Consider the following 14,934-nt stretch of genomic DNA (forward strand, 5'->3'; position numbering starts at 1 on the left):
TTTTTGTGTCGATCAGTACATAAATAGCTAAGCCCACGGCAGCGACGCCGTCAAGGGGTATATTTAACGATCGACACAGAAAGGAGTTCGCCGTGGCCGAACGGGGTCGTCCCCGGGCATTCGACCGCTCGATCGCGCTGCGCCGGGCCATGGAAGTGTTCTGGGAGCACGGCTACGAAGGCGCGTCGATGAGCGATCTCACCGCCGCGATGGGCATCAACTCGCCCAGCCTCTACGCCGCGTTCGGCGGCAAGGAAGCGTTGTTCCGGGAAGCCATCGAGCTGTACGGCCGCACCGACGGCGGCTACACCGAGCGCGCCCTGCGCGAGGAGCCCACCGCCCGTGCCGCCGTCGAGGCGATGTTGCGCGACAACGCCGCGGCATACACGGTCGAGGACAAGCCGCACGGCTGCATGGTGGTGCTGGCGGGCGCGACCTACACGACCCGCAATACCGGCGTGCGCGACTTCCTCGTCGAAAAGCGCAGGGGGACCACCGACGACATCCACGCGCGCTTGCTCCGCGGGGTCGCCGAAGGCGATCTACCCGCGCAGACCGACACCGCCGCACTCGCCGCGTTCTACACGACGGTGCTCTACGGACTGTCCATCCAAGCCAGGGACGGCGCGGCGCTGGACGAGCTCACCCGGTCCATCGACTGCGCGATGGCGGCGTGGCCCGCGGGCTGACGACGCGGCGCGCTATCGGCGGCGCAGGGCGGCGATGCGGTCGCCGAGCTGTTCGGCGGTGGCCAGCGCGGTCGGCGGCCCGCCGCACTCGCGGCGCAGCTCGCCGTGGATCACCCCGTGCGGTTTGCCCGTGCGGTGGTGGTGCATGGCCACCAGGCTGTTGAGTTCCTTGCGCAGCTCGCCGAGCCGGTCCGAGGTGGCCACCCGCTCGGCGGCGGCCGCGACCTGCGGCGCGGGCGTCGCGGACTTCGCCTCGCCGCGGTCGGCCAGCTGACGGGCCTGCCGGTCGCGCAACAGCGCGCGCATCTGGTCGGCGTCGAGCAGGCCCGGGATGCCGAGGTAGTCGGCCTCCTCGTCGCTGCCCGCGAACGTCGCGGTGCCGAACGAGGACCCGTCGTAGATCACCTGGTCGAGTTCGGCGTCCGCGGCGAGCGCGATGAACTTCTTCTCGTCCTCGCCCGGCTCGTCCTTCTGCTTGGCCGCGTCGACGAGCAGCTCGTCGTCGAGGCCGTTCTTCTCCCGGTGCGGCTTGCCGATGACGTGATCGCGCTGCACCTCCAGCTGCGCGGCCAGATCGAGCAGGACCGGCACCGAGGGCAGGAACACGCTGGCCGTCTCGCCCGCGCGGCGCGCACGCACGAAACGGCCGATGGCCTGGGCGAAGTAGAGCGGTGTCGAGGCGCTGGTCGCGTAGACGCCGACGGCGAGGCGCGGCACGTCGACGCCCTCGGACACCATGCGGACCGCGACCATCCAGGGCTGGGTGTTGTTGCTGAATTCGGCGATCCGGTTCGAGGACGCGGGATCGTCGGAGAGCACCAGCGCGGGCCGCTCGCCCGAGATGTGTTCGAGCAGTTCGGCGTAGTCGCGGGCGCGCTCCTGATCGGTGGCGATCACCAGGCCGCCCGCGTCGGGCATGCCGGAGGCGCGCTTCTGGCGCAGCCGGATGTCGGCGGCGCGCAGCACCGCGGAGATCCAGTCGCCCGCGGGGTCGAGCGCGGTGCGCCAGGCGCGCGCGGTCTGTTCGGCGTTGAGCGGCTCGCCGAGTCGGGCGGAGTGCTCCTCGCCCGCGCTGTCGCGCCAGTGCGCGTCCCCGGAATAGGCCAGGAAGACCACCGGACGGACGACGCCGTCTGCCAGCGCCTCGGCGTAGCCGTAGGTGTGGTCGGCCCGCGACTTCGGGAAGCCGGATTCGTCGGGCTCGTAGGTGACGAACGGGATCTGGCTGTCGTCGGAGCGGAACGGCGTACCGGTCAGCGCCAGCCTGCGGGTCGCGTCGCCGAACGCCTCGGCCGCCGCGTCACCCCAGCTCTTGGCGTCGCCCGCGTGGTGGATCTCGTCGAGAACGACCAGTGTCCTGCGATTTTCGGTGCGCACCCGGTGGCGAGAAGGATGCGACGCGACCTGCGCGTAGGTGACGACCACACCGTGGTAATCGCCGGAGGTGCCGCCGGTGGCGTTGGAGAAACGCGAGTCGAGCTGGATGCCGTTGCGGGCCGCCGAGGCCGCCCATTGATGCTTGAGGTGTTCGGTCGGCGCGACGACGGTGATCTGGTCCACGGTGCGATCGGCGAGCAGCTCGGCCGCCACCCGCAGCGCGAAGGTGGTCTTACCCGCGCCGGGCGTCGCCACGGCGAGGAAGTCGCGCGGCTTCGTGGCCAGGTACTTCGTGAGTGCGCGCCGCTGCCACGCGCGTAGCGAACCGCCCCCGGATGCCGGCTTTCCCGAATCGCCCGGCGTCGCTCCATTTCCCGCCGCAGCGCCATCCGACCCAGTCACGCAAAAGACAGTAGCGGCCGGGGACGGCGTGTCGCCAAACCGACGCGGCGGTCGCGATCCGCATCACATAATTCACCGCGCATAGCCCCGTGTTCGCCTGATGCCCGCCGACACGATGCGGTGACGGACCGGTGCGCGAGCGCGGAGTGCGCGATGCTGTAGTCACGATGACCGACGACCGATCCCTACCCGCGAGCGGGCCCGAGCCGATCCACAGCGGTGGTGCGGGCGCATCCGCGCGCGACTCGGGCGTCGTCGCCCGGCGGATCCAGCACGCCGGGCGGCAGGCTCGCAGGCTCGTCGCCCGGGTCGCCCAGAAGGCGTGGGGCGATTCGATCTTCGCGAAGTCGGCGGCGGCCGCGTTCTGGCAGACCCTGTCGCTGGCCCCGCTGCTACTGGGAGTGCTCGGCAGTCTCGGCTATGTCGGCGGCTGGTTCGGGCCCGACACCGTGGAGATCGTGCACGCCAAGATCATCACCTTCAGTCGCGAGTTGTTCAGCGAGTCCGTGGTGAACGACCTGATCGAACCGACCGTCGGGGACGTGCTCGGCCGCGGGCGCGGCGCGGTGGTGTCGTTCGGCTTCGTGCTCTCGCTGTGGGCCGGGTCCTCGGCCATGGCGACGTTCGTCGACTCGATCGTGGAGGCGCACGACCAGCAAGACGCGAGGCACCCGGTGTGGCAGCGCATCTTCGCGCTGCTGCTGTACGTGCTGTTCCTGGTGGCGGCGGTGTTCATCCTGCCGCTCGTCGCGCTCGGACCCGCCATGATCGGACGCGCGCTGCCGGACGCCTGGCGGGAACCGGGCCTGCGACTACTGGACAGCTTCTACTATCCCGGCGTCGGCCTGCTGCTCATCGTCGGTCTGACCACGCTGTACAAACTGGCGCTGCACCGCACGCTGCCCTGGCACCGGCTGTTCGGCGGGGCGCTGGTGGCGGGTGTCTTCTTCATGGCGGCCAGCGAGGTACTACGCCGGTACCTGTCCTGGATCACCAGGACCGGCGTGAGCTACGGCGCGCTGGCGACGCCGATCGCGTTCCTGCTGTTCACGTTCTTCCTCGGCTTCGCGGTGATCCTCGGCGCCGAGTTCAACGCCGCGGTGCAGGAGTTCTGGCCCGCCAGGGCCACGCGCATCGAGCAGATGAAGGAGTGGATCTCCAACCAGGTGCGCGGTGAGACGCCGGACGAGGAGGCCGACGCCGACGCGGCGAACAGCGCGGAATCGGCGCGCGACATCACCCCGGCCACGCGGGACGCGGTGCGCAGCTCGGGGTAGTCACGCGGTGCGAGGCGGACTCAGTCGCCCTTGCGCAGGGTCTCGTAGACCTTCTTGCACTCCGGGCAGACTGGCGAACCGGGCTTGGGCGACCGGGTCACCGGGAACACCTCGCCGCACAGGGCGACCACCACCGTGCCCATGACGGCGCTTTCGGCGATCTTTTCCTTCTTCACGTAGTGGAAGAACTTCGGGGTGTCGTCGCCCGTCGTCTCGTCGGTGGTCGTATCCGGGCGAACCAGGGTGTCGGTACTCACGGAATCCATGATGCCGTATGGCGGCGTCCCAGCGCGCCCGTGCCCGGCCCCGGTGACGAATCGACCTCGGTGTGTGCGCCCGGGACACCGGAGTGGAAGACTCGGGGTATGCAGCAGCACGGCGACTCCCCCGACGCCGACGACATCGGCCGCGGTGTTCGCCCGGACGTCACACCCTCCGCTCCTCCGCCCTCGCGGGGTTACTTCCCCGGCAGCGACGAGAAGCACCCGGTGCTCATCACCGAAGCGGCGCCCTCGCTGGAGGATCAGCATCGCGCCCGGGTGCGCAGGTACACGATCCTGATGGCGTTCCGCATTCCCGCGCTGGTGCTGGCCGCGGTCGCCTACAGCGCCTGGGGCAGCGCACTGATCTCGCTGCTCATCATCGGCGCGTCCATCCCGCTGCCGTGGATCGCGGTGCTCATCGCCAACGACCGCCCGCCGCGTCGCAAGGACGAGCCGAGCCGCTGGGACCGGCCGCGCAGGGCTATCGAATCCCGGCCGCACAACGCCATCGACGGGTGAACCCTCACACGGCGGCCGGCCTGCGGATGACGATCGACATCAGCGCCGCGAGCCCGCACAGCGTGCCCGCCACGTACCAGGCCGTGTCGTAGCTGCCCTGGAGGTCGCGAAGCACGCCGGCACCGGTCGCCGCGATCGCCGAACCGATCTGGTGCGAGGCGAAGACCCACCCGAAGGCCACCGGTCCGTCCGCACCGAACAGCTCCCTGCACAGCGCGACCGTCGGGGGAACGGTCGCGATCCAGTCCAGTCCGTAGAAGATCACGAAGACCCACATGCTCGGCTCGGTGTGCGGCGAGAACAGTGAAGGCAGGATCAACAGCGACGCGCCGCGCAGGGTGTAGTAGGCCAGCAGCAGACAGCGCGGGTCGACCCGATCGGTCAGCCACCCCGAGGCGATGGTGCCCGCCACGTCGAATATCCCGACCAGCGCGAGCAGCCCGGCCGCCGTGGTCGGCGGCATTCCGTGATCGTGCGCCGCGCTGACGAAATGGGTGCCGACCAGGCCGTTGGTCGACGCGCCGCACACCGCGAAACCGCCGGCGAGCAACCAGAATCCGCGCGTGCGCGCGATCCGCGCCAGCACGGTGAGCGCCCGCGTAGCGCCGCCGCGCACGGTCGTGCGCGTCCCCACCGTCGAGCCCGGCTCCGCACCGTACGCGGAAACGCCCTTGTCGCTGGGGAAATCGCGGATGAACAAGAGCACCAGCGGCGTCACCGCCAGCGCCGCACCGGCCACCACCAGCGCGGGCAGCCGCCAGCCGTGCTCGTGCGCAAGCGCCGAGACCAGCGGGAGGAAGATCAGCTGACCGGTCGCGCCCGCGGCCGTCAGTACGCCGGTGACCAGCCCGCGGTGCCGCACGAACCAGCGCCCGGTGATGGTCGCCACGAACGGCATCGACATCGAGCCGACACCGACGCCGACCAGCAACCCCCAGGTGGCGACCAGTTGCCAGGCCTGCGTCATGAAGACGGTCGACCCGCTGCCCGCCGCGACCAGCACCAGCGCGCAGGCCACCACCCTGCGGATGCCGAACTTGTCCATCAGCGCCGCGGCGAACGGCGAAATGAGCCCGTAGAGCAGCAGATTCAGCGAGACCGCCAGGCCGATGGTGCCGTGCGACCAGCCGAACTCCGCGTGCAGCGGATCCATCAGCACGCTCGGCACCGAGCGGAACGCGGCCGCGCCGAGCAACGCGACGAAGCCGACCGCCGCGACGCCCCAGGCGGGATGCCACCGCGGCGGCGCCGAATCGATGGGCTCGGCGGGGGCGGTGCGCAGTTCGGTCACCCGCTGAGACTGCCGGAAAACCGCGCGGCGAACGAGTGGCACGAATGCCACAGAACGTCGAGATCCCGCCAAATCGGTTCGACAGCCCACCGGCCGCGCCCTACTGTGTCCCGGGGCACGGCAGCGCGATCGCGTGCGCCGTCGCCCAGTGACCACGTCGGCGGTCGCGGGCACGTCCCGCGCGGCACAGGAGACAACATGATTCGCTGGGTCTGGGCGTTCCTCGACCGTCCCACACAACGTTTCGACGACTGCGCGGCCTTCTGGTCGACCGTCACCGGCACCCAGCTCTCGCCGCGCCGCGGCGACGACGACCAATTCCTCACGCTGCTGCCCGATCCCGCGCTCTTCGCCGCGGCCGGGGTCAAGATGCAGTCGGTGCAGGGCCTGTCCGGCGTGCACTTGGATTTCGACGTCGACGACATCGCCGCCGCCGTGCGCACCGCCCTCGATCTGAACGCCGAGCTGGTCGCCAATCACCCGGACTACGCGGTGCTCCGTTCGCCCTCCGGCCAGATCTTCTGCTTCACCCCGAGCGGACGCGCCAAGGGCCGACCCGCTCCCGCCTTCCACGCCCCCGACGGCACGCTGACCCGCCTCGACCAGGTCTGCCTCGACATCGGCGCCGCCGATCACGAAGTGGAGACACGTTTTTGGGCCGACCTCACCGGATGGCGGCACACCCCGGGCCGTCTCGCCGAATTCTCCCGCCTGCGCGCCGAGGAGACGCTGCCGGTCCAGCTGCTGCTGCAACGCCTCGGCGAGGACCGCCCCGCGAGCGCCCACATCGATCTGGCCTCCTCCGACATCGAGGCCACCGCCGCGTGGCACCAGTCCCTCGGCGCCCGCCTGGTGCAGCGCTACGAGCACTGGATCGTGATGACCGATCCGGCCGACGCGGTGTACTGCATCACCGGCCGCGATCCGAACGGCGTGTGATCCGCACCCGGGTTCGGCCCCCGCCGCGCTTCGCCTCCCGGTGACACGGGCAACAGGCTGCGGATGCCCGCCGACAGCGGTGGCAGAGTACCGGTGTGCCTACGAACCAGACGACCACCGGATCCCTGCTCACCGCCCTGTGCCCGGAGCTGCGGACGGCGCTGACCCGCGTCGGCTACGACGCCGACACTCTGCTGTCGGCGCTGGGTCCTGACGTGCACGCCGCGCTCGGCCGTTCCGAGCCGGTGCCGGTGCGGCGGGCCGCGCGCGCGGCCGGTGAACTCGGCACGCTGATCCGGCTGCTGTTGCTCGGCGACGCGCTGCCCGAGCGGGAGGTGGCGGCGGCGCTCGCGCCGGTGGACGTCGACCGGGCCGTCGCGGCGGGTCTGCTGGCGCGCGACGGCGACGAGGTCCGCGCGGCGCTCGATCTGCGTCCGCTGGACGCGGGCGAGGGCAACCGCTGGATCCTGTCGGATCTGGACGACTCCATGCGCAGGCGCACCCTCACCGAGAATCACGTGCTCGGCGTCGGTCACGCGTCGCTGTCGCTGCTGCGCGCCACGCCCACCCGGCCCGTCGGCTCGGTCCTCGACCTCGGCACCGGCTGCGGTGTGCAGGCGGTGCACGCCGCGTCCTACGGGCGCACCGTCACCGCGACCGACCTGAACCCGCGGGCGCTGTGGCTCGCCGAGGCGACCGCCGCGCTCAACGGCCTCGACATCGAACTGCTGGAGGGTTCCTGGTTCGAACCGGTGGCCGGGCGGCGTTTCGACCAGGTGGTCGCCAATCCGCCCTTCGTCGTCGGGCCCGCGCGCATCGAGCACACCTATCGTGATTCGGGTCTCGCGCTGGACGGGGCCAGCGAACTGGTCGTCTCCCGTGCGCCGGAGCTGCTCGCGCCCGGTGGCACGGCGGCCATGCTGGCGGCTTGGGTGCACGTCGACGGGGAGGACTGGCGTCAGCGCGTCTCGTCCTGGCTGCCCGCCGAGGGCGTCGACGCATGGGTGGTCCAACGCGACGTCGCCGACCCCGCGCTCTACGTCGGCACCTGGCTGCGCGACGCCGGCCTTGACCCGCGCGATCCGGCGGCGCAGGCCCGCGCCGAACAGTGGCTGGACGCCTTCGCGGCCGCCGACGTGGCGGGCATCGGCTTCGGCTTCGTCTATCTGCGCGCCATCGACGGCCCCACCGAACTGCTCGCCGAGGACCTGACACACGGCTTCGACGACCCGCTCGGCGCCGAGGCGAGCGCCTATTTCGAGCGTTCGGCCTGGCTGCGCGCGGTGGCCGGGAACGAAAACCTCGCCTGGTCGGCACGTTTCGCGGTCGCGGAGGCGACCGCGCTGGAGCGGGTGTTCCTCGCGGGAGCCGAGGGCTGGGAGGAACGCGTCGCGCGACTGCACCGCGGCGACGGTCCGCGCTGGCAGCACGAGGTGGATGAGACGACGATCTCGCTGGTCGCGGGAATGCGGCCGGACGGGCTGCCGTTGTACGAACTGATCGAACTGCTGGCGCTCGCCCACGGATTCGAAGAGGTGACGCCGGAGTTCGCGGCCGACGCGCTGACCGTCGTGGCCGGACTGGTCCGGCACGGGTTGATCGCGCCCGTGTGAGCCGCCCGTGTAAGCACGGGGCAACCGGGTATGCGTCGGCGGAGGCATCGGACAGGGAGCCCGTTCCCACCCGCGGGGGTTCTCAGGAACTTCTCAGACGTAGGTGACCGAAACCGCAGTTCAGGGTCGGTTTATCGGGGCACCAGCGGGGAACTTTCTCTCTGTCGGGTCCGTTGATCGGAGTGAGACACCACCGACAGGAGGCAAGTCATGACCAGCCCCGCCACCACTCGAGTGCGCACCAGCGAATCGGACCTCGACGCCCAGAGCCCTGCCGCCGACTTGGTACGCGTGTACCTGAACGGAATCGGTCGCACCGCGCTGCTCTCGGCTGCCGACGAGGTCGAGCTGGCCAAGCGCATCGAGGCGGGCCTCTACGCCCAGCACCTGCTGGAAACGGGCAAGCGGCTTTCCGCCGGCCGGAAGAAGGATCTCGCCATCATTGTGCGCGACGGCCAGTCCGCACGGGCGCACCTACTCGAAGCCAACCTGCGCCTCGTGGTCTCGCTCGCCAAGCGCTACACCGGCCGCGGCATGCCGCTGCTGGACCTCATCCAAGAGGGCAATCTCGGCCTGATCAGGGCCATGGAGAAGTTCGACTACGCCAAGGGCTTCAAGTTCTCGACGTACGCCACCTGGTGGATCCGGCAGGCGATCACCCGCGGCATGGCCGATCAGAGCCGCACCATCCGGCTCCCCGTCCACCTCGTCGAGCAGGTGAACAAGCTGGCCAGGATCAAGCGTGAACTGCACCAGCAGCTCGGCCGCGAAGCCACCGACGAAGAGCTGGCCAACGAGTCGGGCATCCCGGTCGACAAGATCTCCGATCTGCTCGACCACAGCCGCGATCCGGTGAGCCTGGACATGCCGGTCGGCAACGACGAAGAGGCGCCGCTGGGCGATTTCATCGAGGACTCCGAGGCCACCTCGGCCGAGTCCGCGGTGATCGCCGGACTGCTGCACCACGACGTGCGCAGCGTGCTCGCCACCCTGGACGAGCGTGAACAGCAGGTCATCCGCCTGCGCTTCGGCCTCGACGACGGTCAGCCCCGCACCCTGGATCAGATCGGCAAGCTCTTCGGTCTGTCCCGCGAGCGGGTGCGTCAGATCGAGCGTGAGGTCATGGCGAAGCTGCGCAAGGGCGAGCGGGCCGACCGCCTGCGGGCCTACGCCAGCTGACCCATCGACGCCGGGTGTTTCCGAGGCGCCCCGGCGTCCGGCTTGGTGGCCGACGCGTCACCGCATAGACGCCGACCGGTGTCCGCGCGACCCGTCCCCTCCGGGTTCCGCGCGAACCGGTCGGCGAACTCTTGCTCAGGCCGGGTCGACGGCGACGTCGTAGTTGACCGTGTCGCCTTCCACCGAGGTCACCGTGACGGTGAGACCGAGCGTGTCACCGCCCGCCGCCAAAGTGCAGCGCATGGTCGTGCCGACCTTGCCCGCCAAATCGCCCGGGCAATCGATCGCGTCGGGCGTTTGCCCGACCTGCTCGGTCAATGTCTGCTTCACCGACTTCTCCAGCTCGCTCTCCTTCACCTCGGGCGTGGTGGAACCGATCTCCACCGAGCAACCCGCGGCAAGGAACGCGGCGAACAACCCGGCAAGGGCGATGGCTTTCATGGCGACACGAACCTCTCTGGTCGAATCCTTCGGATCTTCACCAGATCGGGTGCCGCACAAGGGCCGTTAACGCCGACGTGCCCCCGAAGCCGATCGGCAGCAGCAGGCCGGTCGCGGTGCTCACGCCAATCGGCGCGGGCCGACATCGAACCGGCTCGGCTCGGGACCGATGCGGCCCCGCGCGTAGAGGATCTCCGCCGAGGTCGGCGAGGCCAGCACCGGATCGAAAGACAGCTCGCGCATTTCCGGGATGTCGTCGAACAGTGCCGAAATGCGTTGGGCCAGTTCGGCGAGCGTAGCCTTGTCCACCCGCGGGCTGGCGGGCGTGCCGGACAGCAGCGGGGCCGCGCGTGGCGCGTCGATCAGGGCCGCCGCCTCGTCGCTGGTCAGCGGCAGCGCGCGGTAGGCGCGGTCGCCGAGCATTTCGATGATCATGCCGGACAGGCCGAATTCGATCACCGATCCGAACGACGGGTCGTCCTGGACACGCAGGATGCAACCGACGCCCTTGGTCGCCATCTTCTGGATGTGCAGCACCGGATCGCCGCAGACCTCCACCAGGTCGGTGTAGGCCTGCCGCACCGCCTCCGGTCGCCACAGGTCGAGGCGCACGCCCGTCAGATCCGGTCTGCGCCGCCACATTTCCCCGGTCGCCTTCGCCGCCACCGGATATCCCAGCTCCTCCGCCGCGGCCACCGCCTGCTCGGCGTCGCGCACCTCGCGGAACTCGACCACCTGGATGCCGTAACAGGTGAGCAGTTCGGCGGCTTCCAAGTCCGTCAGCCAGCGACCACCGGAATCGCCCATCCACCGCGCCACCAGTCTTCTGGCCCGCTCGGTGTCGATCCCGTCAGGTCGCACCACCACCGAAGCCGGCTTGTCCCGCCACTCCGCGTAGCGGCGGACCCGGGCCAAAGCCCGCGCCGCCCGTTCGGGATCCGGATACGACGGAATCGATCCACGCAATGCCATCCCACCCTGGCCGCGCACCGCGAGCAGATGCGGGATGCCCTGCTCGGCGATGAAGGTGGTGAGAATCGGCTTGCCCGCCTCGGGCACCGCCGCGGCGGCCGACCGGATGGCGTCGGCGAATCCGGCCATCGGCAACGGCACCGGCGGCGCGAAAACCACGATGACGGAATCAATCTCGGTCGCGCGCAGGGCCTCGACCACGGCGTCCAGATAGGCGCCCGGCGTCGCCTGCGGACCGAGGTTCACCGGTTCGGCCACATCCAGGCCCTCGCCGCGGGCCGCGTCGACGGCCAGCCAGCTCAGCGCGGTGCTGTTGCTGATCACCGCCAGCCGGGACCCGCCGGGCAGCGGCTGGTAGCCGAGCAGCGCGGCGCAGTCGAACAACTCCGAGATCGAGTCCACCTGCACGATGCCCGCCTGCGCGAACAGATCTCGCACGATCGAGCGATCCATGTCGCGCGGCGGCTGGCTGCGCCCCGCCTGTCGCCCGCTGCTCACCGCGACGATCGGTTTGCTGCGTGCCACCCGGCGCGCGATCCGCGAGAACTTGCGCGGGTTACCGAAACTCTCCAAGTACAACAGGATCACGTCGGTGTCGGGCGCGGTGTCCCAGTACTGGAGCAGGTCGTTGCCGGACACGTCGGCGCGGTTGCCCGCCGAGACGAACGTGGACAGCCCCAGGTTGCGCGCGGCGGCCTCGCCGAGAATGGCGGCGCCCAACGGGCCGGACTGACAGAAGAACCCGATCCGCCCGCGCGCGGGCAGCACCGGCGCCAGCGTCGCGTTCAACGACACCGCCGGATCGGTGTTCGCGATGCCGAGCGCGCTGGGGCCGACCACCCGCATGCCGTGCACCCTGGCGGCAGCCACCAGGTCGCGTTCGGCGGCGAGGCCCTCCGGACCGGTCTCGCCGAAACCGGCGGTGAGCACCACCAAGCCCTTGACGCCCTTGGCCATACAGTCGTCGAGGACCGAGTCGATCGCCGCGGCGGGCACCGCGACCACCGCCAGGTCCACTTCGTCGGGAATCTCGCGCACGGTGGCGTAGGCACGGACGCCGCGCACCGACTTCCGGGTGGGATTGACCGGATACACCGGCCCCTGGAACACACCCGACAGCAGATTCGCCAGCACCACACCGCCGACCCGGCCCGCGGCGGGCGTTGCGCCGATCACCGCGACCGAACCAGGCGCGAGCAGATTCCCGACGCTGCGCGCCTCGGAGGCGCGTTCCCGCGAATCCCGCACCGACACCAAGGCTTCGGTGGGGTCGATGGCGAACTCCAAGTGCAGCACCGAGCCGTCCCTGCTGCGCTCGACCTGATAGCCCGCCTCCCGGAACACGGTGACCATCACGGTGTTCTCGGCGAGCACCTCGGCGACGAAGGTCTCGATCTTGCTCTCCGCCGCGGCGCCCGCCAGGTGCTCGAGCAGGATGGAGCCCAGTCCGCGGCCCTGGTGCTCGTCGGCCACCACGAAGGCGACCTCGGCCGAGCGGGGGCCGGTGCGGTCGAGCAGTTCGTAGCGGCCGACGGCGATGATCTGCTCACCGAGCTCCACCACCAGCCCGACCCGGTTGTGGTAGTCGAGGTGGGTGGTCCGGTACAGGTCCTTGGGCGAGATGCGCGGGTAGGGACCGAAATACCGCAGGTACCTGGTGCGGTCGGAGAGGGCGGCGTGGAATTCCTGGAGCTGGTCGCCGTCCTCGGGGGTCACCGGCCGCAGCCGCACCACTCCACCGTCGGAGGCGAGCACGTCGGCGAACCAGTGCTGCGGCGGCGGGGGCGGCGTCGCGGGGGTGGACGGAGAGTCCGGGACGGGAATCTGCTCAGTCACGGGGGTCCTCCGGGTCCAAGCCGAGCAATCCGAAGCTGGCTCGGCGCGTTGCCAATACGGCCGTGTCGACGGCCCGCTGCGCACGATCGGCGCGCGCGTCTCCAGTTTCCCCGGTCCCGCCGGGACCGTCCCACGGACGGTATGTGATGTCGCCCCCTTCGCCCATGGTGCGCGGCGGCTCCGTGTTCGGCGCCACGGAGCGAACCATATCGATCCACTTCTGCGGCACCGCGGTTTCCGGCGCGATGTCACGGTCCAGCGCGGTGGCCAGCAGGTGGGTCCAGGATCGCGGCACCACCCGGACCAGACCGTAACCGCCGCCGCCGAGCGCGAGCCAGCGTCCCTCCGCGTATCGGTCGGCGAGATCGCGCATAGCATGGAACGCCGCGCGCTGCCCGTCCACCGTGAGCTCCATATCGGCGAGCGGGTCCTCGCGATGCGTGTCCACACCGCATTGGCTCACCACGATCTGCGGGCGGAACGCCGCCACCGCGCTGGGCACCACCGCGTGGAAACCCCGCAGCCACTGGGCATCCCGGGTGCCTGGCAGCAGCGCGAGGTTGATCGCGGTGCCGTCGGCCGCGCCGACGCCGGTCTCCTCCGGCCAGCCGGTGTTGGGCCACAGGGTCGCCGGGTGCTGATGGATCGAGACGGTCAGCACCCGCGGGTCCGCGTAGAAGACGCGCTGCACCCCGTCGGCATGGTGCACGTCGACATCGAGGTAGGCGATGCGGTCGAAACCGTGCTCGAGCAGCCAGGAGATCGCCACGGCCGCATCGTTGTATATGCAGAAGCCCGAGGCGGTCGAGGCCATCGCGTGGTGCATGCCGCCGCCGATGCTGACCGCCCGCCTGGTGCGGCCCTCGGCGATCTCGCGCGCCGCGGCGAGCGTGCCGCCGACGATGATCGAGGCCGCCTGGTGCATGCGCGGGAACACCGGGTTGTCCGGCGAACCGAGACCGTAAGGCGGGGCGAGTGGCTCGTCGGCGGGCGCGACCGCGTGCTCGACCGCCTCGATGTAATCGGCCGTGTGGACGCGCAGCAGATCGCCGCGGTCGGCGGGCGCGGGCTCCAGCCGCTCGACACCGTCGAGCAATCCCAGGCTTTCGGCCAGCGTCATGGTGAACTTCAGGCGCGCCGGTTTCATGGGGTGCTCCGGCGTCCAGCTGTAGTCGAGGTAGCGATCGCTCCACACGACGGTGCCCGAACTCCGGTGCGCCCCTGGCTCGCGGGACGATGCCGAGGGTGCAGTGGCCATGCTCGCAACGGTACGCGGGAAGCTACGCGCCCCGTCGGACGTTTGTATGCAGTAGAAAGAGAGCAAGTACGAACACGGCGACAGGCCGTGCGCCGACAGGGTTCCGATGGTGGGACGCGAACCGACACGGCACACGGTGCTGTCGCCGTGCGTGGGTAGAATTCGTGCCGACGAAGGGGTAACAGGTGAAGGATCTGGTCGACACCACGGAGATGTATCTCCGTACCATCTACGACCTCGAGGAGGAGGGCGTGGTGCCCCTGCGCGCCCGGATCGCCGAGCGCCTCGAGCAGAGCGGCCCGACCGTGAGTCAGACGGTCGCGCGCATGGAGCGCGACGGGCTGCTGCTCGTCGCGGGCGATCGCCATCTCGAGCTCACCGAGAAGGGCCGCAGCATGGCCGTCGCGGTGATGCGCAAGCACCGGCTCGCCGAGCGGCTCCTGGTCGACATCATCGGCCTCGACTGGCAGAACGTGCACGCCGAGGCGTGCCGCTGGGAGCACGTGATGAGCGAGGACGTCGAGCGGCGGCTCGTCGAGGTGCTCAACCACCCCACCACCTCCCCGTACGGCAACCCCATCCCCGGTCTGGACGAGCTCGGCATCACCGCGCCCACCTCGGTCGAGGAGACTCTGGTGCGACTGTCGGACCTGCCGCACGGCCCGCTGCACGCGGTCGTCGTGCGCCGCCTCGCCGAGCACATCCAGACCGACCCCGAGGTCATCGGCCAGCTGCGCGAGGCCGGTGTGGTGCCCGACGCGCGCGTGACGGTCGAGACCAAGCCCGGATCCGTGATCATCAGCGTGCCCGGCCACGACAGCGGCTTCGAGCTGTCGGACGAAATGGCCCACGCCGTCCAAGTGAAGCTGGTCTGATCC

General features: G+C 70.3%; 13 protein-coding genes. 7 read left to right on the plus strand and 6 right to left on the minus strand.

Annotated elements, in window-relative coordinates; genetic code table 11:
• The first annotated feature begins 92 nt into the window (after nt 1-92).
• Nucleotides 93-689: a TetR/AcrR family transcriptional regulator gene (locus NX1_RS25060; RefSeq protein WP_068064025.1), complete on the plus strand. Its 597-nt coding sequence runs from the start codon at nt 93-95 to the stop codon at nt 687-689.
• Between the two features lie 12 nt (nt 690-701).
• On the opposite strand, the gene NX1_RS25065 is transcribed toward NX1_RS25060, so the two are convergent.
• On the minus strand, nt 702-2,468 hold the full coding sequence (locus NX1_RS25065; RefSeq protein WP_068064027.1) for a DEAD/DEAH box helicase: 1,767 nt from the start codon (nt 2,466-2,468) through the stop codon (nt 702-704).
• Between the two features lie 167 nt (nt 2,469-2,635).
• Between NX1_RS25065 and NX1_RS25070 the strand changes: the two genes are divergently transcribed.
• A complete protein-coding gene (locus tag NX1_RS25070) occupies nt 2,636-3,745 on the plus strand; it encodes a YihY/virulence factor BrkB family protein (protein ID WP_068064029.1) in 1,110 nt (369 codons plus the stop codon).
• 20 nt (nt 3,746-3,765) lie between these two features.
• Here NX1_RS25070 and NX1_RS25075 read toward each other — a convergent pair whose 3' ends face one another.
• Complete coding sequence (locus NX1_RS25075) at nt 3,766-4,002, minus strand: DUF3039 domain-containing protein (protein ID WP_169812280.1); 237 nt, start codon at nt 4,000-4,002, stop codon at nt 3,766-3,768.
• Nucleotides 4,003-4,110: 108 nt separating this feature from the next.
• Here NX1_RS25075 and NX1_RS25080 point away from each other — a divergent pair, with 108 nt between their 5' ends.
• A complete protein-coding gene (locus NX1_RS25080; protein ID WP_084501740.1) occupies nt 4,111-4,527 on the plus strand; it encodes a DUF3099 domain-containing protein in 417 nt (138 codons plus the stop codon).
• A gap of 4 nt (nt 4,528-4,531) precedes the next feature.
• On the opposite strand, the gene NX1_RS25085 is transcribed toward NX1_RS25080, so the two are convergent.
• A complete protein-coding gene (locus tag NX1_RS25085) occupies nt 4,532-5,818 on the minus strand; it encodes an MFS transporter (RefSeq protein ID WP_068064116.1) in 1,287 nt (428 codons plus the stop codon).
• A gap of 198 nt (nt 5,819-6,016) precedes the next feature.
• Between NX1_RS25085 and NX1_RS25090 the strand changes: the two genes are divergently transcribed.
• The 3 genes from NX1_RS25090 (at nt 6,017) to NX1_RS25100 (ending at nt 9,549) form a co-directional block, all read left to right on the plus strand.
• Entirely contained in the window at nt 6,017-6,757 is a 741-nt protein-coding gene (locus tag NX1_RS25090) for a VOC family protein (protein WP_068064034.1), read from the plus strand.
• Between the two features lie 95 nt (nt 6,758-6,852).
• A complete protein-coding gene (locus tag NX1_RS25095; protein WP_068064036.1) occupies nt 6,853-8,370 on the plus strand; it encodes a DUF7782 domain-containing protein in 1,518 nt (505 codons plus the stop codon).
• A 210-nt stretch (nt 8,371-8,580) separates the two neighbouring features.
• Entirely contained in the window at nt 8,581-9,549 is a 969-nt protein-coding gene (locus NX1_RS25100) for a sigma-70 family RNA polymerase sigma factor (RefSeq protein WP_068064038.1), read from the plus strand.
• A gap of 135 nt (nt 9,550-9,684) precedes the next feature.
• Here the strand turns inward: NX1_RS25100 and NX1_RS25105 are convergent, their stop codons facing one another.
• From NX1_RS25105 to NX1_RS25115, 3 genes are all read right to left on the minus strand, one after another.
• Nucleotides 9,685-9,990: a DUF4333 domain-containing protein gene (locus tag NX1_RS25105; RefSeq protein WP_068064040.1), complete on the minus strand. Its 306-nt coding sequence runs from the start codon at nt 9,988-9,990 to the stop codon at nt 9,685-9,687.
• Between the two features lie 120 nt (nt 9,991-10,110).
• The gene (locus NX1_RS25110; protein ID WP_068064042.1) at nt 10,111-12,798 is read right to left on the minus strand and encodes a bifunctional acetate--CoA ligase family protein/GNAT family N-acetyltransferase; all 2,688 of its coding nucleotides are present in this window, start codon (nt 12,796-12,798) and stop codon (nt 10,111-10,113) included.
• Nucleotides 12,791-14,056, minus strand: coding sequence for an acetoin utilization protein AcuC (locus NX1_RS25115; RefSeq protein ID WP_068064044.1), 1,266 nt, complete (start codon nt 14,054-14,056; stop codon nt 12,791-12,793). Before NX1_RS25115 ends, NX1_RS25110 begins: the two co-directional genes overlap by 8 nt.
• A 185-nt stretch (nt 14,057-14,241) precedes the next feature.
• Here NX1_RS25115 and NX1_RS25120 point away from each other — a divergent pair, with 185 nt between their 5' ends.
• Entirely contained in the window at nt 14,242-14,931 is a 690-nt protein-coding gene (locus NX1_RS25120) for an iron-dependent transcriptional repressor DtxR (RefSeq protein ID WP_068064046.1), read from the plus strand.
• The last annotated feature ends 3 nt before the right edge of the window (nt 14,932-14,934 follow it).

Origin of the sequence: Nocardia xishanensis NBRC 101358 (assembly GCF_001613365.1) — a bacterium.
Taxonomy (GTDB): domain Bacteria; phylum Actinomycetota; class Actinomycetes; order Mycobacteriales; family Mycobacteriaceae; genus Nocardia; species Nocardia xishanensis.

Coding starts and splice junctions, on each gene's coding strand:
- NX1_RS25070 (WP_068064029.1), top strand. CDS start 2,636: ATGACCGACGACCGATCCCTACCCGCGAGCGGGCCCGAGCCGATCCAC.
- NX1_RS25080 (WP_084501740.1), top strand. CDS start 4,111: ATGCAGCAGCACGGCGACTCCCCCGACGCCGACGACATCGGCCGCGGT.
- NX1_RS25090 (WP_068064034.1), top strand. CDS start 6,017: ATGATTCGCTGGGTCTGGGCGTTCCTCGACCGTCCCACACAACGTTTC.
- NX1_RS25100 (WP_068064038.1), top strand. CDS start 8,581: ATGACCAGCCCCGCCACCACTCGAGTGCGCACCAGCGAATCGGACCTC.
- NX1_RS25105 (WP_068064040.1), bottom strand. CDS start 9,990: ATGAAAGCCATCGCCCTTGCCGGGTTGTTCGCCGCGTTCCTTGCCGCG.
- NX1_RS25115 (WP_068064044.1), bottom strand. CDS start 14,056: ATGGCCACTGCACCCTCGGCATCGTCCCGCGAGCCAGGGGCGCACCGG.